Here is a 23,896-nt window from a genome sequence, read left to right as displayed (position 1 = left end):
GTATGAAGATTTTGGTTATAAATCCAGGCGCAACGAGTACCAAGATCGCTGTCTTTGAAGACAAAAATAAGGTTATCCAGGAAACACTCCAACATTCTGTCGAAGAACTCGATAAATACAAATCTGTAATGGACCAAAAAGATATGAGGGCAAAGGCTATATTAGACTTTCTTTCAAAGAATTCACTGAAAATCGAAGATCTTGATGCAATAGCGGCACGTGGTGGAATACTGCCACCTGTTGAAGGTGGAACTTACTTAGTCGATGAGAACATGGTTGATTATCTTGTTAATAGGACAAAAGTCCAACACGCATCGAATTTAGCTGCTGTTATAGGTTACGAACTTGCGAGTGGGGCATCGAAAAACATACCTGTGTACATAACTGACCCCGTTAGTGTTGATGAAATGATTCCAGAAGCACGTTTATCAGGAATAAAGGATATAGAAAGAAAAAGCCTTTCACATATTTCAAACATGCGGGCAGTTGGCATAAGAATTGCAGAAGAATTGGGAAAAAAGTTCAACGAATTGAATATGGTGATTGCCCATCTTGGGAGTGGCATATCAGTTGCACCTTTTGAAAAAGGTAGAATGATAGATGTCAACAACGCCAATGACGAAGGTCCTTTCAGTGTTGAGAGAACAGGTGAACTGCCAGTTGGTGATGTTGTTAAGCTTGCTTACTCAGGTGAGTACACCAAAGATCAGATGAAAAGGATGTTTATTGGAAAAGGCGGGCTTGTTGCCTACCTTGGGACAAACGATTTGCGAGAAGCTTTCAGAATGGCAGAAAGTGATCCGAAAGCCCTTGAAGTGATTGAAGCAATGGCTTATCAAATTGCACAAGAAATCGGAGCAATGTGTGTATCATTAAAAGGAAAAGTAGATGCAATCGTCCTTACTGGGGGGATGGCATACAGCGAAAGGTTTGTAGAAATGATAAGGTCATATATATACAAATTCGGCCCTATATTTGTGGTTCCAGGTGAAATGGAAATGGAAGCGTTGGCTTATGGAGCCCTGCGTGTGCTCATAGGGGAAGAACTACCAAAGGTGTGGAGGGATGAGAGATGAAAAAGCTCTCTGAACTACTTGATAAGGCAAAAGCCAATGGAAAAAAGGTCGTCGCAGTTGCGGCAGCAGATGACGAAGTAGTACTTAAAGCTGTTGAAATGGCATACAATGAAGGGATCGTTGACGCTATTTTGTTCGGTAACAAAGAAAAAATAGAAAAAGCTGCCAAAAATGCTAACGTTAATCTATCGAATTTTGAAGTTATAGATTCCAATGCTCCAGCTGATGATGCTGTTAAAGCTGTTGTTAATGGGAAAGCTCACTTTGTCATGAAAGGAAACATAAAGACTGGAGATTTGATGAAAGCGGTGTTAAAAGATGAGTACAATCTCAAAACAGGAAGAACGATGTCACTTGTGAGTATATTCGAGACACCACTTTATCACAAGCTCTTGGTTGTTAGTGACGCCGGGATGACTATCGCACCTGATCTTGAGCAGAAAGTACATTTAATTGAGAACTCAGTGCTTGTTGCAAGGAAGGCTGTTGGCGTTGAAAAACCAAAAGTTGCAATACTTGGGGCGATAGAAGTAGTGAATCCAAAGATGGAAGCGACAGTTCATGCTGCGTTGCTTTCAAAGATGAACGAGAGAGGACAGATTAAGGGCTGTATTGTTGACGGACCATTCGCGTTGGACAATGCCGTTTCTAAAGAAGCCGCCGAACACAAAGGAATCGTAAGCCCTGTTGCTGGGGATGCTGACGTTTTGATCATGCCAGATATTGAAGCCGGTAACATCTTCTACAAAGGAATGGTATTCCTTGCAGGTGCGAAGGTTGCATCAGCGATAATAGGTGCTAAGTGCCCCGTCGCTCTAACTTCTCGAGCAGACAGTGATGAAACAAAGCTATTATCTATTGCTCTTACATGTTTGATGGTTGAGTAGTAACTACTTTATGAAGGTGGTGTGCATAAAATGAAAATTCTGGTCATAAACCCCGGTTCAACAAGTACTAAGGTTGCGGTTTTCGATGATGAGCAGATGATAGCCTCAAAAACGCTAAGACATTCACCCGAAGAGCTTGCTCCGTTTGATAAATTAACTGATCAATTCGAATTCAGAGCGAGGATAGTTGAAGATTTTCTTAAAGAACTCGGAATAGCTCCGACAGAGCTTTCCGCAGTTGTTGGAAGAGGGGGCTTATTGGATCCAATTCCCGGAGGAACTTACAAAGTAACAGAAGACATGCTTGAGTTATTGAAGAGTGCTAAAAATGGAGAACATGCCTCTAATCTTGGTGCTTTAATTGCCTACGAATTTACGAGAAAATACGATATTCCATCGTTTATTGTAGATCCTGTTGTCGTAGACGAGCTTGAGCCTTTGGCGAGATATACTGGGCATCCAATATTTAGGAGAAAATCGATCTTCCATGCACTCAATCAGAAAGCAACGGCAAGAAATGCCGCCGCTCAACTTGGCAAGAACTATGAAGATGTCAACTTGATAGTCGTTCACATGGGCGGTGGAATATCGATAGGTGCTCACAGAAAAGGAAAAGTGGTCAACGTCAACAATGCGCTCGATGGAGATGGACCATTTACGCCTGAAAGAAGCGGTACGCTTCCATTAACACAGCTCATAGACCTCTGCTTCAGCGGCAAATACACGTTTGATCAAATGAAAAAGAAGATAAAAGGTGCTGGTGGGATGGTTGACTACCTCGGTACAAACGATGCGATGACTGTCCAGGAACGAATAAGAAATGGAGATAAAGAAGCAGAGCTCGTTTACAAGGCGATGGCATATCAAATCGCAAAATGGGTAGGGAGGATGGCGGCAGTTTTGAAAGGAGAAGTAGATGCTATAGTTCTCACTGGTGGTCTTGCTTACGATAAAGAATTCATGGTCAGATGGTTAACTGAATACACAAGTTTCATCGCACCGATACTTATATTCCCGGGCGGAGATGAAGAAAGGGCTCTTGCAATGGGTGGACTAAGAGTTCTTAGAGGACAAGAGAAAGCTAAGACTTATTGGGAAAACGTATTGCAGTTTTAGAAAGGAAGTTAATCTAATGGCGAAAAATTACGCGTTTATAGGATTATTTGGAAGCGGTAAGACAGAAGTTGCAATAAACTGGGCATTAAGATTGAAAGAAGAATACGATAAAGTGGCGATCATAGATGGAGATATAATTTCACCTTACTTTAGAACAAGAGACGTTGCCGAAGAACTTGAAGAGATGGGCATAGTACCTGTGTATCCGAGAGGAGCTTTGAGGAATGCAGACTTGCCGATAATAACCGGTGCAGCTATTGGTTATTTGTCGAATCCAGAGTACAAGACCGTTATGGACGTCGGTGGAGAAGAGAACGGCGTAGTTGTGCTGGGATACGTAAAGCCATACCTCGGAGACGTCGAAATAAGCATGGTTGTAAACATAGCAAGGCCATTTTCTTCAACAGTAGATGGAATTATAAGGGCGTACGAACAGCTGAAACGAGTCGCAAGGATTAAGGTAGATTACCTCATTAATAACGCAAATCTGTCTTACGAAACCACACCAGAACTTATATCGAAAGGCGAAGAAATACTTAGCAAAGTCTCAGAGGTTATAGAAGTTCCTGTCAAATTCACCGTGATACCAGAGTTCGTAAGTGAAAATGGTTTCAGGTATCCGATATTCAAAATTAAGCGTTTCATGAAAATGGAGATTTGAGAAGGAGGATGAGCCTATATGCCAAAGGTAAAAGGACGCATCGAGATCGACCAGGAAAGGTGTAAAGGTTGTGGATTGTGCATAAGTGTATGTCCAATGAAGGTAATAGAATTCAGCGATGGTTTCAACGCTAAGGGATATCATCCCGCCGAAGCGAAATATGTCGATAAGTGTATAGCCTGCGGTTTTTGCTATAACATGTGTCCAGATGTTTGCATAACGGTCTACAGAGATAAAGAAAGCGCATAAGTGAAAATAGCAAAGAATGAGGAGGGAAATAGAAATGGAACGAGTGCTTGTGAAAGGAACAGAAGCGATAGGTGAGGCAGCAATAAGAGCTGGTTGTAGATTGTTTTTCGGTTATCCAATAACGCCGCAAAACGAATTACCAGAATACATGTCAAAGAGAATGCCAGAAGTGGACGGTACTTTCTTGCAGACAGAAAGTGAAGTTGCAACGATCAACATGGTTTACGGCGCTGCGTGTACAGGCACAAGGGTGATGACATCGACATCTTCGCCTGGATACAGCCTCATGCAGGAAGGTGTTTCGTATATGGCTTGTGCTGAGCTTCCAGCTGTTCTTGTGAACGTTGTTAGAGGTGGACCAGGCTTGGGAGATATTCAACCATCACAAGGAGATTATTGGCAGGCAACAAAAGGTGGTGGCCACGGAGATTACAAACTTATAGTCCTTGCTCCATCAACAGTTCAAGAAGCGGTTGACCTTACATACCTTGCATTTGACCTTGCCGACGAGTACAGGAACCCCGTGCTCATAATTGCCGACGGAGTCATCGGACAGATGATGGAGCCAGTAACATTCCCAGAATTTAGAGATTTGAACACTCTTCCAAAGCACGAAGATTGGGCGTTGACAGGTGCTGCTGGAAGAGAAAAGCATATAGTTGTTTCATTTGATATAGATCCATACGTTTTGGAAAAGATGAATCTTAAATTGATTGAGAAGTTTAAGACAATCGAAGCCAAAGAAAAACGATGGGAAGAATACAAATTAGAAGACGCAGAAATAGTGATTACCGCTTTTGGTACCGTTGGTAGGATTGCTAAGAGTGTAGTTGAACAGGCAAGAAGAGAAGGTATAAAAGCTGGCTTACTCAGACCAATTACGCTGTGGCCATTCCCATACGAGAGACTCGAAGAAATTGCAAAAGGCAAGAAGTTAATATTCGATGTTGAAATGAACATGGGACAGATGCTCGAAGATGTGAGACTTGCTGTGAAAGATCACGCACCGATTGAATACTACGGAAGACTTGGTGGAGTAGTTCCTACTCCAGATGAGATACTCCAAGCCCTCAAATCTAAGCTCGGGAGGTAATGAATATGGCATTTGAAGTGATATTGAAAAGACCAGAAAGCTTAACTCAAAGAGAATTCACATACTGTCCGGGATGTACACACGGAATTATACACAGACTCATTGCAGAAGTAATTGATGAATTAGGTATAAGAGAAAAGACTCTGGCAGTTGCACCAATCGGATGTTCAGTTTTTGCATACCAATTTTTCAACACTGATGCAACAGTTGCGGCACACGGTAGGGCCCCTGCTGTTGCAACTGGTATGAAAAGAGCAAGACCAGACCTCTACGTCTTTACGTACCAAGGAGATGGTGACTTGGCAGCAATCGGTACAGCTGAGATAGTTCACGCAGCTAATAGAGGTGAGAAGATTACAACGATATTCGTGAATAATGCTATCTACGGAATGACTGGTGGTCAGATGGCACCAACTACGTTACTTGGCATGAAAACAACAACAACTCCATATGGAAGAAGTGCCACAAACGATGGTTACCCACTTCACGTTTCTGAAGTAATTAAGGAAGCAAGAGGGGTAGCTTTCTTAGCTCGAACAAAGGTAAATACACCTCAAGATGTTCAAAAAACGAAGAAAGCCATAAAGAAAGCGTTCTTAGCACAAGTCAAAGGTCTTGGGTTTGGCATGGTTGAAGTTCTTTCAACATGTCCGACAAACTGGGGAATCGACCCTGTATCTTCACTCAAGTGGCTTGAAGAACACATGGTACCTGAATATCCTCTTGGAGTATTCGTTGACAAGGTAGGGGATGAAAAATGACAACAAGGATGATATTTGCCGGTTTTGGTGGACAAGGTGTCATGTTGATGGGTCAGATAATCTCGTTGGCTGGTATGATTCAAGGCAAGAACGTTACTTGGATGCCATCTTACGGTCCTGAGATGCGCGGTGGAACCGCTAATTGTACAGTGGTGATAAGCGATGAGCCAGTTGCATCGCCGGTGACTGACAAAGCCGAAGTTATTGTTGCAATGAACATACCTTCCTTGCTTAAATTTGAATCGCACGTTGAGAAAGATGGTTTCTTATTCTTAAACGAATCCGTTATAGACAGAGAAGCACATAGAAATGACATCAGCATTGTAAAAGTTCCATGTAACGAAATTGCCGATGAGCTCGGAAACTTAAAAGTCGCAAACATGGTTATGCTTGGTGCTGTTGTAGGTGCGACAAATGTCGTTGATGCTGAAAGTATTTTTAAGGCTCTCGAAAAGAAGTTAAGCGGAGGAAAAGCTTCACTCATAGAAGTAAACAAACAGGCAATTCTAAAAGGAATGGAAATTGCTAAGAATTCTTTTAAATGATTACTTGCTTATCGTTTCAACTAAGGCGGATGAGATAGATACGGGCATTATGCCGGGGAATATTCCCCGGTATTTTTTTTGTTTATACAATTTGTGCTATAATCTAGATGTCACATTGAACGAAAATATTTTGTACACAGTCTAATAAGTACAGGAGGTGTTCAAATATGGGAAAAGTGAAAGTATTCGTACTGATTTCTATTTTATTTGTAGCTGTTTACGGCTTTTCGGATTTTTACTTGAACGTTGGGACTCTTCAAATAGGTAATGAGAATTACATGGTTTACGAGTTTGGTCCAGAGTTTACCGTTGGACCTTTAACGCTCGGAATTACCTTGACTACTTATGCTACTGATTTGACAACTGGTAACTTCTATTTTGGTTATCCCGGAGCTCAACAACCAAGTACTAACATCGTCGATGGTATTAACATTACAGCCTTAGGTCTTGATCTTGGGAGTTTTTGGTTCAGATACGGAAGGATGAGACCAATTACTTATGGCATGGGATTTGTTTTCAATGGATACGTTGTACCTGATATAAGGGTTCTAGATTTAGGAGTTCGATTTGGTGAGACAAACTTGTCGGTTCACATTCCGTATCAAATCGCCCAGCTTTCGAATTTTACAACTCTTCAATCAGATTCACTCTACACTGGGATGCTAAGTTCAAAACTTTTGATGTTTGATTTGTCAGTATTTGGAGGAGTAGAGATTGGGTCTGAATCACCAAGTGCAACACCTTTGCAATACGCTGCAGGTGTGTCGTTAACTAAGGAGATATTTGGTATATCATTAGGAGCAGAAGCAGATATCCAATATTGGAAAGATGGTACAATTGGTTATGGTGCATTCGCAGGCGCTTATGGAAATTTCGGAGTTCTCCAATTAGTAGCAGGACCATATATGACAACTGATGGTTTCTCTCCGTGGCTTATCGGAAGGAATTATAGAACACTTAGATTGAGTAACGATTTTGGACCTGAAACGTACAAGGCTGAGCTGGGTTACATAGTAAGCCTTGGATTCACTCTCAGTCCTTATGGAAAGGCTTCAGCATCATTAAAAGGGAATTTCGAAGGAAAAATGACACTTTCAGGAGAAGGTGTAGTCAATATTCCAGCAATTGGCGGTACCAATGGACTCGTACTGTACGGATATCTGTACGATGAGACACCATTCGAAGATGGACAGTTCTTTGATCCAAATACGCAGGCAAGATTAACAATAGCTTATCCTGTGTTTGGAAGTTTCTACGCCGGAGTTAAATATATTTGGGAAAATCAGGAGTGGAAACAAACAGCTTTCGTTGGCGGAAGTGCAAATTTCTAATAAGTTAATTCTCAAATCTAAAGACAGCACGTCTGTGCTCAGGATACTTGAAAACTTTTAACTACTGTGATATAATAAATAATGAAGTCATAGAGCGGGTGTAGCTCAGTTGGTAGAGCATCAGCTTCCCAAGCTGAGGGCCGCGGGTTCGAATCCCGTCGCCCGCTCCAGATGAATTACGATGAGTTACATAGAAAAATCTGCATATGGCAAATAGATACTAAGAAAATGGACCCTTGCCGGGGTCTATTTTATTATAGAAAAACAAAAACGAAAAAGCCGTGGGGCGGAATGGAGGTTGAAAAGATGGCAAGTTCTAAGAAACAGGTCAGCAGGATAAAAGAAGTGAATTTTAAAGAAGCTCTGACATTTGACGATGTCTTGTTAATCCCTCAGTACAGTGAAGTGCTCCCGTCAGATACCGATGTATCAACGCGCTTAACAAAAAGAATACGTTTAAACATCCCTTTGTTAAGTGCTGCTATGGATACCGTAACAGAGAGTGAGTTGGCAAAGGCTCTTGCTCGAGAAGGCGGAATAGGAATTATTCACAAAAATCTTTCTATTAAAGAACAAGCACACCAAGTCGAAATTGTAAAGAGAACAGAAAATGGTGTAATCGAGAATCCAGTAGTCATTCACCCAAACGATACGGTCTTTAATGCGCTTAAACTTATGGCAGAGTATAAGATAGGTGGATTCCCAGTTGTTGATGACAGTGGATATCTTGTCGGGTTGTTGACCAATAGAGATGTTAGATTCGAGACAGATGTGAAGAAAAAGGTAAAAGAACTTATGACTCCCAGAAACAAGTTGGTTGTTGCAAAACCTGGAATTTCACTTGAAAAGGCGAAGGAAATCCTGCACCAAAATAGAATAGAGAAACTTCCAATAGTTGATGAAAATGATAAATTAATAGGTCTCATAACGATAAAGGACGTCCTCAGCGTTATAGAACATCCCAACGCAGCACGAGATCAAAAGGGTAGATTGCGCGTTGGAGCGGCTGTCGGAACGGGAAAAGATACGCTTGAACGCGTTGAGGCTTTGATTAAAGCAGGTGTTGATGTCATCGTTATAGACACTGCACATGGACACTCGAGAAAAGTTATAGAAACTGTGAAGTTGGTAAAAAAGACATATCCTGAGATAGAGTTAATAGCGGGAAACGTTGCAACCGCAGAAGCTACTGAAGCTCTGATAAAGGCCGGTGCTGATGCTATAAAGGTTGGGATTGGGCCTGGGTCTATCTGTACAACCAGAATTGTGGCTGGTATAGGTGTACCACAACTAAGTGCCGTCATGGAATGTGCAGAAATTGCTAAAAGATTTGATGTGCCGATAATAGCAGATGGTGGGATAAGATACTCAGGTGATATAGTCAAAGCACTTGCAGCAGGAGCTGAAACTGTCATGTTAGGGAGCATATTCGCTGGGACGGAAGAATCTCCTGGTGAAACCGTGTTGTATCAGGGAAGAAAATACAAAGTATATAGAGGTATGGGGTCAATCGGAGCGATGAAATCTGGAAGTGCCGATAGATACTTCCAATCCGAAAACCAAAAATTCGTTCCCGAAGGTGTTGAAGGCATGGTGCCTTACAAAGGTGCAGTCAAAGACGTAGTGTACCAACTCGTTGGTGGTATTAGGGCCGGAATGGGATACGTAGGAGCAAAAGATATCAAGGAATTGCAAAAGAAAGCGAAATTTGTAAAAATTACACCGGCATCTGTAAAAGAAAGCCACCCGCATGATATTGTTATCACGAAAGAACCACCAAACTATTGGAGTGGACAGTGATTTCTATTGAATCATATGAAATTGGAAAAGCACAGGGGAGATATACTCTCCCCTTTTTCAATTAATTCCAATCTCTTTTCCTCTTACCAGAAATGATGAACTTTAAACCAATTTCAATTAACCCTGCTGCGATGATAGCTACCACAAATTCCCAGAATCCCATTTTGATGTAATCTAGAGATTGTACGACAATTAGTCCACCGAGTATGGCAAGACCTACACCGTTTGGAAAACTTTTTATCATGCTGATAATACCGCCCGCCAGTGCAATGGCACCGAAAATAAGCCACACTGGGGAAGTAATTGAAAATACAACGCTAAGTAGTATAAAAACACCAGCCGTAACCAAAATAACGCCCCAGAACACATTCATCACACCCCTTACTCTATTTTTTGTATTGGATTTCCAGTCAGTTCTTCGTAATCGAATTCTCTTGCCTTGATGCTTCCAGAATTGCTTATATATTCTGTAAACAGTTTCTCCGTGTATATTGTACCACTATTTTCAACATCTTCAGCATGCATACTTTCAGATGATATCTTCCCAGAATTCGTGATATTTTCAATATTCAAGTTCCTGGCATCTATTTCTCCGCTATTCTCAATATTCTCACCAACAAACGTCTCTGTCTTGATTAAACCATTGTTTTGAAGTTCTTCAAAATTCAAAGTTTTGGCGACAATTGTGCCATTACTAACCACATTTTCTGCTGTAATTTCGTCAGAAGTAATCGAACCGCTACTTGAAACCATAAATTCTTCTGTGGAGATCTTCCGTGCAAAAAGTTTCCCAGTTACGATAAGTGTTTCGCACACTACATCATCTGCATGAAGAACCCCATTCACAACAATTCTGTCCTTCTTGTAACGTTCGGTCTTCATCTCTCCATCTATTATTGAATTTTCTCCAAATGTTATGTTCTTTGCAAATTTCTCAACGAATGGAACTTCAAAAGATACTATGTTACGTTTACCTCTTATTGTTGGCGTGCCCTCCTCACTCGAAAGTACGAGATTTACATCGCCATCCACTTCTCCACCGCTCCATTTAACCTTTGTCCTTACAGCGTTAATGTTTCCATGCACCTTGCCAGATATTTCTAATGTACTGTTGACAGTAGATACATTTCCAAATAGCTCTCCTCTTATAAATACTTTGCCATTTGTCACTGATAAATTCTTCCGAACAACCTCACCTTCCGAAATCACGATTGTACTGTCGATTACTTCCTCAACGTGTTTGACTTCGGATTCGAATATTGCATTAATCAATTTTTCCGCATCTTCTGGTGTTATGTCTCCGCTTTCAACTGCCTCTAAAACTTTTCGCAGCTCCATAGTTTTCACCTTCCCCTTCTTGAGTCATTAATCCTCTATCTTAATTCCCGAGAGTAATGGTCTTACAACAACGTTCTTTACTAAACCTATGATGCCACTGACAAAAAAGTTGTTAACTTCACTCACATTTCCTTCAACAACCGGCTTGACACCTTTATAATTGCAACCGACCATTTGGAGATTACCACCAATACGTCCACCATTCCACGTTACGTTAGTCCCTACTAATTCAACATTTTTTGTTACTTCACCTGAAAACACGACTTCTCCAAAAACAACTTGCAAAGAACCGACAAGTTTCCCGTTTATCACTGCTCGACCGTTTACAATCTCAATATTTCCTACGTATTCTTCACCTGTGTTTAAAACAAACTCTTTCCCTATAAAACTTTTCGATTTTTTTCTCCGATCAGATTCTTTAGATTGCTTAATTGCAAGGATAAGTTGCTCGGCGTCTTCAACTGTGATCTCCTTTCTTGCAAGCGCCTCAAGAATCGCCCTGATGTCATTCGGAAGTTCTCCCATCTTCCTCACCCCTTCTCTGCTTTTTTAGAAGAGATATAGCTTCCTCGACAGTTATCTTCTTTTCCTTTAGCAGTTTGAACACATCTCCGGATTCCGACTCTTCCGAATCCGATTCGATAGGAGTTAGACCCATCTTTTCGAGCACCTTATCAAGCCTGCCTCTCAACGCAAAGTAGCCAATACCGGTGAGCCTCTCCATCTCCTTTAAGTTTCCCTTTGTTCTTAAAAACATCATTATGAATTTCGTATCCTCTTCATCCAAATATGCGAAAGCTGGGGCATCAAAGTAACCACTAACCGTAACTCCATCGTCATCACATCTTAGCTGTATAACTTTCATTGGTTTCCCGCACACTGGACATCTGGGAAGCATATTCGCCATACAATCACCTCCAAAATAATTGTATCACTTATAAAATTTTTTGTCAAATAATACAAAAATATTGGAACAAACTTTGACAAGAGAGAAGAATCGCATAAATAAGCAGTATGAGAGATTTGAAAGTACTTGTATTTGGTTAGCTAAATGATAAAATATATTTGACTTTCTTAATTATCTATTTATATTCAGGAGGTAAAAGATGGTCACACTTTTATTAGCATTTATATATGTTTCATTCATCAGCTTGGGTTTACCTGATTCCATGTTTGGAGCCGCTTGGCCTGTTATTAGAAATGATATGATGTTGCCGGTTTCAACTGCTGGATTGATTTCGTTAATAAGCACTTTGACTATTGTCTTTTCAACCCTGTTAAATCCATTTATTGTCAGGCGCTTGGGGACTGGAAGACTAATTGTGATAAGCACGTTGTTTTCTTCTGTTGGGTTATTACTATTCTCTCAATCCAGAACACTCATACATCTTTGCATTGCAACAGCATTCACGGCTTTAGGTGGTGGTAGCATTGATGTTTCACTAAACAATTTTGTGGCTCTTCACTACAAGCCCAAGCATATGAACTGGCTACACTCTCTATGGGGTGTCGGAACAACATTGGGTGCTTCTATAATATCTGCTTTTGTTGGTTCTTACGGTGGGTGGAGAAATGGGTACACTGTCGTTTCGATGTTTCAGTTATTGTTATCTTTTATATTTATGCTGATGTTACCGGTTTGGAACGTTCATAAGAATAATAATGAGGGTCAGATCGAGCAAAAACGTATCGTACGTTCTCCTCTTTTGGTAAAAAACGCCATTCTCTCAGTAACAGCTTTTTTTGCATATTGTGCTATCGAAACAACAACAGATGTTTGGGCAAGTTCTTTCTTAGTGAATTTCAAAGGTCTTTCTCCTTCATTTGGAGCCAGAGGAACTGCGCTTTTCTTCTTTGGAATAACACTTGGAAGAATTCTATCTGGTTTCTTGAGCATGAAAATCAAAAGTATTCCAATGATAAGATTGTCTTTACTCATGATACTTATAGGGGTGATTATGCTTTTGTCAAAAATGCCCACGGTATTATATCTAATAAGCCTTGGAGTCATTGGTTTTGGTTGTGCACCAATATTTCCTACAATGATGCATGAAACTCCCAGAAGATTTGGCGTCGAAGTGTCAAATTTCATAGTTAGTTTGCAAATGGCAGGTGGGTATTTGGGAAGTGCGTTTGGACCATTTTTGTTTGGACTTCTAATTTCTAAGGCAGGGATACAGCTTTTGCCACTTTTTCTTTTAAGCTTGCTTTTAGCATTGGTCTTAATAACTGAGAGACTAAATTCGAAGTTAAGACTTCTTCACGAATAAGTTGAAGAGCGCTTTTTGAATGAGTTTAAACTTATTAAATCCTGTTTTGAATTTTTCAAATTCTATGATATAATTTTATCTGTCTTGTATATGTTTGAATTCATATTAACGTTCTTTCGTATCTAATATTCTTTACCATATTATCTATCGGGGGGATATTTGTGCCAAAGGAAAAGGCAAAGGAAAAGTTCAACCTTCAGGACAGATTTTTGAACATTGTTAGAACAAGGAAGATAGAAGTTAAAGTTTACTTAGTTAACGGATTTCAGGCTAAGGGTATTGTTAGATCATTCGATAATTTCACGGTTTTATTGGAGAGTGGTAAACAGCAAACTTTAATTTACAAACATGCCATTAGTACGATTTTGCCTTCTGAATACATAATGCTAATGAAGACCGAAGAAGAGGAACAGAAGGAAGAACAAGAGGCTCAGGAAAGCGAAGGCGAACAGATATAATTCATCTGAATTTTGCTTTGTAAGGTTCTTAAGGAGGTTGAAAAAACAATAAAAAGAGTAGTACTGGTTGCTGTATCACCACGCCTTGATGACAAAGCTTTTGACTCGTTAAACGAGCTTGAAAATCTATGCCAGACAATAGATTTTGAAGTTGTTGAAAAGATAGTCCAGAGAAGAGATAAACCTGATCCGGCAACATATTTAGGTTTTGGAAAGTTAGAGAAGTTAAAGGTGTTTTGTAAAGAAAACAATGTAGATGCTTTGGTTTTTAATGACGAAATCTCCCCTATTCAGCAACGCAACACTGAAGAATTCTTAGAGCTCGAGGTTCTTGATAGAACGCAAGTAATCTTAGAAATTTTCTCACAGCATGCAACTACGCATGAGGGTAAATTACAGGTAGAAATGGCAAAATTAACATATGAATTACCTCGACTTAGAGGAAAGGGGTTGTATTTGTCAAACCCTGGAGCCGGTATTGGTACAAGAGGACCAGGTGAAAAGCTCTTAGAACTTGATAAGAGGAAAATCAAAGAGCGCATTTCGTCACTGAAAAAGGAACTACTAAAAATAAAGAAAGAAAGGGAAAATATCAGAAAGACAAGGCTTGAAAGCGGGTATAGACTGGTTTCAATAGTAGGCTACACAAATGCCGGAAAGAGTACCTTGTTAAAGAAATTGTCTGATGAGAAGAGCATCCTTGTTTCAGAAAAACTATTTTCAACACTCAGTCCGAAAGTTAGAAGAGTGAAATTTCCAAACGGGCGTGCCTATCTTTTTAGCGACACAGTTGGTTTCATAGACAAGTTACCCCATACCCTAATCGAAGCTTTTCACTCAACCTTAGAGGAAGTCCTGTATGCAGATCTAATATTACTCTTAGTCGATGCTTCGGACGGCTATTTTAATGATAAGATAAAAGCTTCGTATAATGTGTTGAGTGAAATAGGCGTTACAGATAAAGAAATAATGCTTGTTTTCAACAAGATTGATATTGTTCCCGAAAGCAGGTTGGAAATAATTAGATATGAATATCCAAAAGCTATTTTCATTTCTGCAAAAAACGGTATCGGATTAGACGTACTTTATTCACGGATTTCGGGATATTTTCAGTTTGTCGATTCCCATATTCGACTAAGATTGAGACAGTCAGAATTCGGAAAGGTATTACGCTATGCAGAACTCATAAATTACGATACTCTGAACGCTAATGGCGAATTCATAGATGTTGATTTAAGCGGGCCGATTGAAGTTTTAGAAAAAATAAAAAGTTCTATAAGTGCAGAAAAGTAAATCACTTAGTCTTATTAAATTTTTACAAGGAGAGGTTGACTATGGAAATAAAGCTTGTTCAAAAGCTCATTATTCAATTTATTCTTATTTTATTCCTATCTATTTCGACATTTGCTTTGTACAGGGTACCTGTTGATAATTCATATGTTACAGCGACATTCTTAGAGTTCAGATCAACCGGAAAGATTCCGCATTTTCATTCGGGAGTTGATTTCAGCACATTTTTAAAAGAAGGAATTCCGATATTGGCTGCTGAGGAAGGTTTCTTGAGAAGACTTGAGATTGATGTGGACAATATCTATGGCAATACTGTGGTCCTTGAACATCCAGATGGGTACAGAACACTCTACGCACACCTTGCTAATTTCAACGAAGAATTTGAAAAAATAGCCAATATGTTGAGGGATGAATTCGGGGATAAACGAATCGTTGTTGAGTTCCTTTCGGAAGATTTCAAAGTTTCGAAAGGGGAAGTTATAGGCTTTTCTGGAAGGACAGGTGAGGCCGCACAAGCGCATTGTCATTTTGAAGTCAGAGATAAGGAAGAAAAGGTTATTTTTGATCCGTTGGAGTTTATTGATAAGTCGATGTTAAGACCAGTGCAAATGGGAATAATACTGAAAAGCTTAATTATTGATGGCCAGGAATTTAATTATACTGAAAATGGAACTTACACGTTCACGGGTCCATATCCAAAGATTGCTGTGGAAGCATACACAGAATTAGCAAAAAATTTACTTGGTGTTAAAGAGATAAAAGTGTACTTTTCAGAAAAATTGGTGTATCATATAATGCTTGACAGATTATCAATGGAATTGTGGGAAAAGCCGTACAGTTTGTATGATGAAAAAACTGTAATGAGTGCCCTTACATATCGTGGGTTTTACAAATTGTACTCTGACGAATCACTGCCATTTGTAAAAGTCAACGACATGAGTGGATATAACGCTTCTAACTATCAAGTGAAATTGGAAATAAGGGATGAATTTGGCAACTCAAAAGACTTCTACTTCAACTTAGTAAGAAGGTGATTCGATGTTTCTGTTTAAGAAACGAGAGAAGAGCGAAGCAGATCTTGAGAGGAACCCGTTCTATAAGGAAGGAAATGCTCTCGTTGTTTATCTGAAATGCAATCGATGCGGTGAGGTCTTCAGGAGCCATCTTAGAATTGGGTACGATTTTATAATCGATTACGATAATCGTGCAGTTCCGTTTGTTATAGAGAAAGTCTATGTAGGTTCGAAATGTCCGAATAAGATTGAATTAAAAGCAAAATTCACTGGTTCGTACAAACCAGTGAGTATCGAGATAGAAGGTGGAAAGTTTATCTCAAGAGAAACTTATGAAAAGGAGGCCGAGAGATGAGAAGATTGTTCACAAGCGAAAGCGTTACGGAAGGTCACCCAGACAAGATGGCAGATCAGATCAGCGATGCTATCTTGGATGCGATCATCGCAGAGGATCCAAAAGCTCGTGTTGCCGTTGAAACACTTCTTACAACAGGTGTTGCAGTAGTAGCGGGAGAGGTAACCACAAAGGCTTACGTTGACGTTCAAGATATTGTTAGGAAAACCGTTCTTGACATTGGTTACACAAGGGCAAAGTACGGTTTCGATGGTGAAACTTGTGCTGTGCTATCTTCCATCCACAGCCAGTCGCCAGATATAGCACTTGGAGTCGATCAGGCAGCAGAGTACAAGGAAGGTCAAGCAGCAGAGGACGAGCTTGAAAAAGTAGGTGCTGGAGACCAAGGAATGATGTTTGGATACGCAACGAATGAAACAGAAGAACTGATGCCACTTCCAATAATGCTTGCACATAAACTCGCTATGAAGCTTGCTGAGGTAAGGAAGAACGGAACGCTTTCGTTCTTGAGACCAGACGGCAAAACGCAAGTAACCATTGAATATGATGAAAATGATAAACCTGTTAGAGTTGACACAGTATTGATTTCAACTCAGCACGAACCAGATGTAACGATTCCTGAAATAAAGGAAGCGCTTGTCAAATACGTTATTGATCCAATCATTCCCGCAGATTTAAGAGATGACAAGATGAGAATCTTTGTTAACCCAACTGGTAGGTTCGTTCTTGGTGGACCATCGGCAGATACAGGACTAACCGGTAGAAAGATAATTGTTGACACTTACGGCGGTGCGATTCCTCACGGAGGTGGAGCATTCAGCGGTAAGGACCCAACCAAGGTTGACAGATCTGCCCATTACTTTGCAAGATACGTTGCAAAAAACGTTGTTGCAGCTGGTTTAGCTGACAGGTTCATGATACAAGTTGCATACGCAATAGGTGTTGCAAGACCAGTATCTATAATGATCAACACTTTCGGTACAGCAAAAGTCGATGAGGAAAAGCTCCTCAAGGTAGTTACAGAGCTATTTGACTTCAGACCTGGTGCAATAATTAAGAAACTTAACCTTCTCAGACCTATATACAGAAAGACAGCTGCTTACGGACATTTTGGAAGAAACGATCCAGAGTTCACGTGGGAAAAGACAGACATGGTTAAAGAATTAAGAGGTGCATTCAACATTTAACGTTCATCGTTAACCAAGAGAATTAGAGGTTTACAGTCTCGGGATTTTTTGTCAGATTCTGGAAAAGTACTAAAAGTACCATCTACGGATGGTGAATCGATGAAGAAAGTCAGAAAACTGAAAAACAGGAGGTAGGTTTTGGTATGCCAAACATCAAGTCTGCAGAGAAGAGAGTCAGAGTTTCTGAAAAAAGAAGAGTTCTTAACAAAGCTTACAAAACAGCTATGAAGAACCGCATTAAGGAAGTTTTGAAAGCTATAGCAGAGCAGAAACCAGTTGAAGAAGTTCAAAAACTCTTCATCAAGGCACAGAGTACGATTGATAAAGCAGCAAGAAGAGGCGCAATACACAAAAACCAAGCGAGCAGGAGGAAGTCAAGATTGGCAGCTAAGGTTAAGGCTTACGTAGCTGCTAAAGAGCAAGGGGTGTAAAGATGCCATTCTACTACGTCATGGAGCTTGATGTAAGTGAGCAAAGGGCGAGTTACACATTGAAAAATGAAGAATTAATGAAACTCGTTTCCGAAAAAGGATGCGAACTTAAATATGATAACGGAGCGCTTGTATTGAAGTTTCCAGAAAACGAAGATTTGGACGAGGAAGTAATGGTTGCTGTTTTAGAAGTGCTCAGAAATCCTGTCAATGCCAAGGAATATATATTTGAAAATGGCGATAAGATTGAAATTTTTTCTGGTCGCTTGGACCCACTTCATCCACTTGGACAGACAAAGGAAGAGATAAAAGAAAGAACTATAGAAAGCCTTGAAGAAGAGGAAGAAGAAATCAAACCACCATATGAAGAGTTGTTGGACGATATCGAAGAAGAAGTTGAAGAAGAATAATAATGACGTATTAACAAATAATAACCCCCGACAAAAAATGTCGGGGGTTTGTATTTTTTTTGATTTGATTGTCAGATATTAAATCTCTTCACAAAATCGTTAAGTTGACTCACTGCGCTTGAGAGTTCATCTGAATAATTCTTAACCTCGTTCACCTGCTCTGCTTGGTTCGCAATCTGTGCTGCCATCTCTTCAACATCATGCTCAACTTCCTGTATGTTCTTTGTTATCTTATCCATTGCTGCACTTACTTCTTCCGTTGCCCCACTCTGTTCTTCTGCTGTTGCTGCAAGGTCTGTTGTCATCTTTGATACTTCGTCTATCTTCGAAATCAATAACTTCAAGCTTTCTCCTGCTTCTTTTACCGTCGTAACGTACCCATCAACTTTTTGACTCACACCAGTTGTGACCTTTTCTACTTTCCTTGCCTGCTCTCCTATCTTGCCGAGTATCTCTGCTATCTTCTTAGTTGCTTGTCTGCTCTCTTCTGCAAGCTTTCTGATTTCATCTGCAACCACGGCAAAACCTCTACCAGCTTCTCCTGCCCTCGCTGCTTCTATAGCTGCGTTCAGTGCAAGCAAGTTCGTCTGTTCGGCTATACTCGAAATCGTATCCACTATCTCTCCTATCTGGTTCGAGAACTTCGTCAGCTCTACTATCGCTGTCAACGATTCTCCCATTCCATTCCTTATCTCGCTTACAGATACCTCTACTTCAACCATTCTTTCTGACACCGTACTCACATTCTCTTTCATCACTTCTGCGCTGTGAGAAAGCTTTTCCGAGTACTTTGCGATATTCTGTGCACCTGCCGCTATCTCTTCCATTCCGCTGTTTGCTTCCTGTGTTGCTGCCGCTATATCTTGTACTTCTAATGTTGTCTTTTGAACTGTTTCTTTCGAAGTCATCGCTGCTTGTGCTGAGTTGCTCGCAAGGTCGTCCAACATGAATGAAACTGAAGAAACTTGTGCACTCAATTTCATAACTTCGCCTACTGTTTGTTTGAAACTTTCTATAAGCAATTTAAACGCATGACCTAATTTGGCGATTTCATCTTTACCAAGCTTGGCCTCGTCAACAGTTGCTGTTAGGTCATTTTCAGCAACTTTTTGAGCGATTTCAACGACGTGATTTATACGTTTAGTTATTGTGTCTGTAAGGAATATAGCAATTAAAGCTGCGCCAAGTGCGATTATTATACCAGCGAAAACACCAGACATAATTATTTCATAAGCTGCCTCTGTAATTTCCGAAAATGGAATTATACCTATAGCGGTTAAATTGTAATTTCCAATTCTTTCAAATGCTGCGAATTTTTTCCCATTAAATGTGTACACTATTGTACCTTTTGTTTTGGATGTGATTTCTTGAGCAAGTATCTTTGTTCCTTCTTCTTCTGATAAATCGAGCTTTCCAACAAATTCAGCTTTTGGGTGTGCCACTGTTAAAGTACCATAAACTAGAGTAACGTATCCTGTTTTACCAATTTTTATTTTACTTACCATTTTTTGCAATTCGTCAATTGGATAAAATCCAACGAGCGCCCCGATAACATTTTCACCGAAATCATAAACAGCAGCAGCAACCATAATATAATTTTTTCCATTGTACTCGTATGGCATATAAATTTCTGTCTTTTTCTTTCCTGATAATACTTTTTCAATTATTTCCGATGGTAGTTTCACATTTGCCAAACCATCCTTTGATACAACTCTCATATCTGGAAGAACTACAAAGACATCGTGGTAACCTTTCTGGTTTAGTGCACTGTAAGCATTCCGTACTCCCCAACCAAGCTGACTGAGCCCAAGTTCATCACTCACGTTTGTCATGTAAGGTGATATTGCACCACTAAACGAGTAATCTGCGAGTGGTTTGATTATATCGTTTAAATAATGTACCTCTATATCTTTTTTCACAGATGATAGAACCAAAGACTGAATTTGTCCAGCTGCATCTCTAACAACAGAGGTTGAGACTAAAACAGAAACAAGCACACTTACAAAAGATGATAAGATACCTACAAGTACCAAAGATAATATAAGCTTTGTCCGTAAACTCATGAAAGCACCTCCCTAACTATTGTATTTTTTACACGCTCAAAATCATCACCAAAAAATCTGTCATTACCTGGTTTTACATCAATTATACCATAAAATTTTTCGATTTGTTCAGAACTTTTCAAAGGACGTCTGTAGTATAATGCGGTGCTTCCAAGCATAGCTTCTATTGATATTAAGCTTACTAAATTTTCGTATACTCTCCTCAATTTTCTTACAGCGTTTGCCCCCATACTCACATGATCTTCTTGATAAGCGGAAGTGGGTATTGTGTCGGCGCTTGCCGGATGAGAAAGTACTTTGTTTTCATTACATAAAGCTGCGGCGGTATATTGCCATATCATGTAACCACTATTTAAGCCTTCTTCACCACCTGCTAAGAATGGTGGTAAACCTTCGTTGACCTTTGGATTAACAATCCTATCTATTCTCCGTTCAATCATGTTTCCCATGGAAGTAAGTGCAACTGCAAGGTAATCTGCGCATAGTGCAAGAGGCTCACCATGGAAATTCCCACCACTGATAATCTCATCGCCAAATACCAATGGATTATCTGTTGCTGAGTTTATCTCTCTTTCAACAATCTCCTTAACCCAATTTATTGTATCGTAAACCGCACCGTATACTTGTGGAATTGTTCTGAGAGTGTATGCATCCTGCACCTTAGAGCAATTTTTGTGAGCTTCTCGAATTTCACTTCCTTCCAAGAAATCTCTAAGCATTTGGGCAATCTTTATCTGTCCTGGGTGTGGTCTTGCAAGTTGGATTCTCTCATCGAAAGCAGCAGGCGTACCGTAAAGAACATCAACACTCGATGCAGCAATGAGCGTTGCGATTCTCATAAACTTTTCAAGGTCTCTAATTATTAAGGCAAGATGTCCAGCCATGAATTGAGTTCCGTTTATAAGGCTCAGTCCTTCCTTTTCCTCAAGCTCAATTGGTGCAAAATCGAATTCCTTTATACTTCGTATTCCTTCCTTTGTTACTACCTTTCCCTCTCCTATTAATACCATCGCTATATGTGACAGCGGAGCTAAGTCTCCGCTCGCACCTACAGAACCCATTTCTGGCACGGCGGGTGCTATTCCTTTGTTCAAAAGTTCGATTAGCTTATCCACAACTAAGGGTCTAATACCACTGTAACCTTTTGCTAAAGCGTTAGCTCTTATGAGCATCATAGCCCTCACTATATCCTCAGGAAGGTAATTACCTATTCCCGCAGAATGAGAGAGTATTATATTTTTCTGTAAATCTTTTAATTTTTCTCTGGTGATTCGTACATTTGCCAATGCACCGAAACCAGTATTAACACCATAAACCGGTTTGTTCTCATTAATAACATTATCAATAGCTCTCCTACTTTTCTCCATTTTTTCATATGCAACTGGCGAAATGGATACTTTGGCATACCTGCGACTGACAAGATGCACGTCTTCAATTGTCAAATGTTCACCATCTATTACAACAATTCGCTTGTTCATATTTCGCTGCCCCTTATCTTTGTCAAGTGTTTTCCTTCAACAAACCTTGCCATTATGTAAAGCAAATCAGAAAGTCTGTTCAGGTATTTTATCAGTTCTACACGCACGGGTTCCTCGTTAGAAAGCCTTACGACAAGCCTTTCCGCACGCCTAGCAACAGTACGACAAACGTCAAGATAGGCACTCGGTATTGTCTCTCCAGGTATGACAAATGAATCCAACTTTACGTGTTCTTCATAAGAGTGAACGTGTTTTGTTAGTACTTCTATATCTTCCTCTGAGATCAATCTTATGTATTGCTCACCCTTTGCCAATTCGGCAGCTACTCTAAAAAGGTTTTTTTGTATTTCTTCAACAATTTCTCTTTCATAATCGGGTAGAAAATGCTTAGAAAGTCCTAAAAAGGAATTGAGTTCGTCAACGGTTCCATATGTCTCTACTCTTAAATTTGCCTTTGATATACGTTCACCATTTGCAAGGCTCGTTTCCCCTGCATCACCTGTTTTTGTTGTAATTGACATAAATTTCACCTCCGATTGAATTATCCATTCTCAATGAAATTTTATCTTACAATTATATTCTTCTCAACGTTCGAAAATAATAAAAAACACAATGTTTAGGTCCTTAACTAACACCATCAATCTATTATTAGTGAATACATAACAGCATTTTCGTAAGAACCATTAACGTTAAGGTATGACTTCTTTATTCCTTCCTGTTCAAATCCAAACTTATCAAATATCCTCCTCATAGGTATGTTTTTCTCTAAAGTCTCTGCTTCTATTCTTTTTGCACCTTTGCTTATCGCCCATGCAATAGCTAGCTCGGTTAGCTTTGTGCCAATTCCTTGTCCTCGGTAATTATTCAATATCTCTAAGCCAAATTCTGCAATGTGCGATGTTTTCTTCTTAGTATCCAGAAACCACACCCAAAGTTGTCCAACAATAATGTTAGAGTTTTTCACATCTTCGACTACTACAAAGAGTTTTCTCTCAGCTTGAAGCCATGAGTTGATCCAGCTTCTCATTCCATCTATCGTTATTTCTTCTGGAGATGAAAGTATAGTATCACTTTCAAGCGCCACATTCTTTCGCATTTCATATGCTTTTTCAATGTCATCTGATGTTACCTGTCTGATCAAGAAATCTCCAAAGTAGGTAGGCAATTCTATCTTGTTTGTGCTATTAGAAGTGTAAGGCATATTCCTCCCTCCTCCACTTTCTTCAAATAATTACAAAGAACCCCAACGTTGTGAACGTTGGGGTTTGAATATTAAAACCTCAATCTGCACTTCCTTCGTTAGGCTTAATCATCAGTACTTCTAAATCAACAATGTTTCTAACACTTTCAAGAAGTCTCAAAGCATCAATCACAGTATCGGCTGGAGCTATGACTTTCAAGAAGTCACCTTCAAAACTTCTAATGTTCATTGTATTGTCCTCGGCTTCAAGAAGATAGTTTAGAATGTGAACATCCTCTTTTTTGATCTTCACTAAGATGTCGTATTCCAAGACATCCTTGGCTCTGAGTTGAGTGCTCATTTTTCGCCCCTCCACAATATAATATTATTACGATCTATTTTTCCTCTTTCTCTTCCTTATTTTGAACATTAAGTGGACAAGGTGCAAGCATTTTACGTGGCTGTTTCAAGAAACTCTTGAATTTTTCAACAACTTCTTTTCCTTCATCTTCAACTAAGAACCTTGCAAAATCAGAAAATCTTGAAACAGTTCCCGGATCTAAATTAAAGTAAATATTCCAAGCGGCTTCGTCAGACTGCGTTTGGTCAAGCTGTAAAATTTCACAGAAGAACATCTTCACAGCATTGAAGTGTGCGTTTTCCGAGATTGCAATTCTTTTGCCTTCCGGAGTCAACGAAATACCGCCTCGCGTTTCGTAGTAAACTAATCCAAGGTCCGATAGTCTTTCCAAGAATTGTTTGGCGGATGGCATTTTAACTTTCAGAAATGTTGAGACTTTTTTGAGCCTTGTCCAGCCCATCTGATTAAGTGTTAAATATACAGCCAAAAGGTACTTACGTTCTGTTGCTCCAAGTTTCTCCATGCTTTTCACCTCTTATATGA

Annotated in this window: 28 protein-coding genes and 1 tRNA gene; 19 read left to right on the top strand and 10 right to left on the bottom strand. The window is 39.8% G+C overall.

Going from position 1 to position 23,896, the window contains the following annotated elements; all coding sequences use genetic code 11:
• Positions 1-2: 2 nt before the first annotated feature.
• The 11 genes from buk (IB67_RS06370) (at position 3) to guaB (ending at position 9,519) form a co-directional block, all read left to right on the top strand.
• Positions 3-1,076, top strand: a complete 1,074-nt coding sequence (gene buk, locus IB67_RS06370; RefSeq protein ID WP_072758616.1) for a butyrate kinase — start codon at positions 3-5, stop codon at positions 1,074-1,076.
• A complete protein-coding gene (locus tag IB67_RS06365; RefSeq protein ID WP_072758618.1) occupies positions 1,073-1,963 on the top strand; it encodes a bifunctional enoyl-CoA hydratase/phosphate acetyltransferase in 891 nt (296 codons plus the stop codon). The genes buk (IB67_RS06370) and IB67_RS06365 overlap by 4 nt, the downstream gene beginning before the upstream one ends.
• 30 nt (positions 1,964-1,993) lie before the next feature.
• Complete coding sequence (gene buk / locus IB67_RS06360; RefSeq protein ID WP_339746833.1) at positions 1,994-3,079, top strand: butyrate kinase; 1,086 nt, start codon at positions 1,994-1,996, stop codon at positions 3,077-3,079.
• 16 nt (positions 3,080-3,095) lie between these two features.
• Positions 3,096-3,740, top strand: a complete 645-nt coding sequence (locus tag IB67_RS06355) for a ZPR1-type zinc finger protein (RefSeq protein WP_072758620.1) — start codon at positions 3,096-3,098, stop codon at positions 3,738-3,740.
• Between the two features lie 18 nt (positions 3,741-3,758).
• Entirely contained in the window at positions 3,759-3,989 is a 231-nt protein-coding gene (locus IB67_RS06350; RefSeq protein ID WP_072758622.1) for a 4Fe-4S dicluster domain-containing protein, read from the top strand.
• Positions 3,990-4,023: 34 nt separating this feature from the next.
• Positions 4,024-5,082, top strand: coding sequence for a 3-methyl-2-oxobutanoate dehydrogenase subunit VorB (locus tag IB67_RS06345; protein ID WP_072758624.1), 1,059 nt, complete (start codon positions 4,024-4,026; stop codon positions 5,080-5,082).
• A 5-nt stretch (positions 5,083-5,087) separates the two neighbouring features.
• Positions 5,088-5,843, top strand: a complete 756-nt coding sequence (locus IB67_RS06340) for a thiamine pyrophosphate-dependent enzyme (protein ID WP_072758626.1) — start codon at positions 5,088-5,090, stop codon at positions 5,841-5,843.
• A complete protein-coding gene (locus IB67_RS06335; protein WP_072758628.1) occupies positions 5,840-6,388 on the top strand; it encodes a 2-oxoacid:ferredoxin oxidoreductase subunit gamma family protein in 549 nt (182 codons plus the stop codon). Before IB67_RS06340 ends, IB67_RS06335 begins: the two co-directional genes overlap by 4 nt.
• A 167-nt stretch (positions 6,389-6,555) precedes the next feature.
• Positions 6,556-7,719 carry a hypothetical protein gene (locus IB67_RS06330; RefSeq protein WP_072758630.1) on the top strand — a complete coding sequence of 388 codons (1,164 nt, stop codon included), beginning with the start codon at positions 6,556-6,558 and terminating at the stop codon, positions 7,717-7,719.
• 94 nt (positions 7,720-7,813) lie between these two features.
• A tRNA-Gly gene (locus IB67_RS06325) sits at positions 7,814-7,889 on the top strand.
• A gap of 136 nt (positions 7,890-8,025) precedes the next feature.
• Positions 8,026-9,519 carry an IMP dehydrogenase gene (guaB, locus tag IB67_RS06320; protein ID WP_072758632.1) on the top strand — a complete coding sequence of 498 codons (1,494 nt, stop codon included), beginning with the start codon at positions 8,026-8,028 and terminating at the stop codon, positions 9,517-9,519.
• 61 nt (positions 9,520-9,580) lie between these two features.
• On the opposite strand, the gene IB67_RS06315 is transcribed toward guaB, so the two are convergent.
• The 4 genes from IB67_RS06315 to IB67_RS06300 are packed head-to-tail and all read right to left on the bottom strand — an operon-like array spanning position 9,581 to position 11,764.
• A complete protein-coding gene (locus tag IB67_RS06315; protein WP_072758634.1) occupies positions 9,581-9,886 on the bottom strand; it encodes a LiaF transmembrane domain-containing protein in 306 nt (101 codons plus the stop codon).
• A gap of 14 nt (positions 9,887-9,900) precedes the next feature.
• Positions 9,901-10,857: a hypothetical protein gene (locus IB67_RS06310; RefSeq protein ID WP_072758636.1), complete on the bottom strand. Its 957-nt coding sequence runs from the start codon at positions 10,855-10,857 to the stop codon at positions 9,901-9,903.
• Positions 10,858-10,884: 27 nt separating this feature from the next.
• Positions 10,885-11,382 carry a hypothetical protein gene (locus IB67_RS06305; RefSeq protein WP_072758638.1) on the bottom strand — a complete coding sequence of 166 codons (498 nt, stop codon included), beginning with the start codon at positions 11,380-11,382 and terminating at the stop codon, positions 10,885-10,887.
• Positions 11,363-11,764, bottom strand: coding sequence for a DUF2089 domain-containing protein (locus IB67_RS06300; protein WP_143145267.1), 402 nt, complete (start codon positions 11,762-11,764; stop codon positions 11,363-11,365). Before IB67_RS06300 ends, IB67_RS06305 begins: the two co-directional genes overlap by 20 nt.
• A gap of 199 nt (positions 11,765-11,963) precedes the next feature.
• Here IB67_RS06300 and IB67_RS06295 point away from each other — a divergent pair, with 199 nt between their 5' ends.
• From IB67_RS06295 to IB67_RS06260, 8 genes are all read left to right on the top strand, one after another.
• Positions 11,964-13,127: an MFS transporter gene (locus IB67_RS06295; protein ID WP_072758640.1), complete on the top strand. Its 1,164-nt coding sequence runs from the start codon at positions 11,964-11,966 to the stop codon at positions 13,125-13,127.
• Between the two features lie 161 nt (positions 13,128-13,288).
• The gene (gene hfq, locus IB67_RS06290; RefSeq protein WP_072758642.1) at positions 13,289-13,585 is read left to right on the top strand and encodes an RNA chaperone Hfq; all 297 of its coding nucleotides are present in this window, start codon (positions 13,289-13,291) and stop codon (positions 13,583-13,585) included.
• 12 nt (positions 13,586-13,597) lie between these two features.
• The gene (gene hflX, locus IB67_RS06285) at positions 13,598-14,878 is read left to right on the top strand and encodes a GTPase HflX (protein ID WP_143145268.1); all 1,281 of its coding nucleotides are present in this window, start codon (positions 13,598-13,600) and stop codon (positions 14,876-14,878) included.
• A 41-nt stretch (positions 14,879-14,919) separates the two neighbouring features.
• Positions 14,920-15,909, top strand: a complete 990-nt coding sequence (locus IB67_RS06280; protein WP_072758643.1) for a M23 family metallopeptidase — start codon at positions 14,920-14,922, stop codon at positions 15,907-15,909.
• Positions 15,910-15,913: 4 nt separating this feature from the next.
• Entirely contained in the window at positions 15,914-16,243 is a 330-nt protein-coding gene (locus IB67_RS06275; RefSeq protein ID WP_072758644.1) for a hypothetical protein, read from the top strand.
• Positions 16,240-17,430, top strand: coding sequence for a methionine adenosyltransferase (metK, locus tag IB67_RS06270; RefSeq protein ID WP_072758645.1), 1,191 nt, complete (start codon positions 16,240-16,242; stop codon positions 17,428-17,430). The genes IB67_RS06275 and metK overlap by 4 nt, the downstream gene beginning before the upstream one ends.
• Positions 17,431-17,573: 143 nt before the next feature.
• Positions 17,574-17,861, top strand: a complete 288-nt coding sequence (rpsT, locus tag IB67_RS06265; RefSeq protein ID WP_072758646.1) for a 30S ribosomal protein S20 — start codon at positions 17,574-17,576, stop codon at positions 17,859-17,861.
• A 2-nt stretch (positions 17,862-17,863) separates the two neighbouring features.
• Positions 17,864-18,271 carry a hypothetical protein gene (locus IB67_RS06260; protein ID WP_072758647.1) on the top strand — a complete coding sequence of 136 codons (408 nt, stop codon included), beginning with the start codon at positions 17,864-17,866 and terminating at the stop codon, positions 18,269-18,271.
• 71 nt (positions 18,272-18,342) lie between these two features.
• On the opposite strand, the gene IB67_RS06255 is transcribed toward IB67_RS06260, so the two are convergent.
• From IB67_RS06255 to IB67_RS06230, 6 genes are all read right to left on the bottom strand, one after another.
• Entirely contained in the window at positions 18,343-20,334 is a 1,992-nt protein-coding gene (locus tag IB67_RS06255) for a methyl-accepting chemotaxis protein (protein ID WP_072758648.1), read from the bottom strand.
• Positions 20,331-21,812, bottom strand: coding sequence for a histidine ammonia-lyase (gene hutH / locus IB67_RS06250; RefSeq protein WP_178137742.1), 1,482 nt, complete (start codon positions 21,810-21,812; stop codon positions 20,331-20,333). The genes IB67_RS06255 and hutH overlap by 4 nt, the downstream gene beginning before the upstream one ends.
• Positions 21,809-22,333: a cob(I)yrinic acid a,c-diamide adenosyltransferase gene (locus IB67_RS06245; RefSeq protein WP_072758649.1), complete on the bottom strand. Its 525-nt coding sequence runs from the start codon at positions 22,331-22,333 to the stop codon at positions 21,809-21,811. Before IB67_RS06245 ends, hutH begins: the two co-directional genes overlap by 4 nt.
• 116 nt (positions 22,334-22,449) lie before the next feature.
• A complete protein-coding gene (locus IB67_RS06240) occupies positions 22,450-23,013 on the bottom strand; it encodes a GNAT family N-acetyltransferase (protein ID WP_072758650.1) in 564 nt (187 codons plus the stop codon).
• Between the two features lie 79 nt (positions 23,014-23,092).
• A complete protein-coding gene (locus IB67_RS06235) occupies positions 23,093-23,353 on the bottom strand; it encodes a DUF4911 domain-containing protein (protein WP_143145269.1) in 261 nt (86 codons plus the stop codon).
• Between the two features lie 34 nt (positions 23,354-23,387).
• Positions 23,388-23,876, bottom strand: coding sequence for a metal-dependent transcriptional regulator (locus IB67_RS06230; RefSeq protein WP_072758651.1), 489 nt, complete (start codon positions 23,874-23,876; stop codon positions 23,388-23,390).
• Positions 23,877-23,896 lie beyond the last annotated feature (20 nt).

Origin of the sequence: Fervidobacterium riparium (assembly GCF_025370035.1) — a bacterium.
In the GTDB taxonomy this organism is placed as follows: Bacteria; Thermotogota; Thermotogae; order Thermotogales; family Fervidobacteriaceae; genus Fervidobacterium; species Fervidobacterium gondwanense.
This window is presented reverse-complemented; position numbering and strand designations above follow the sequence as displayed.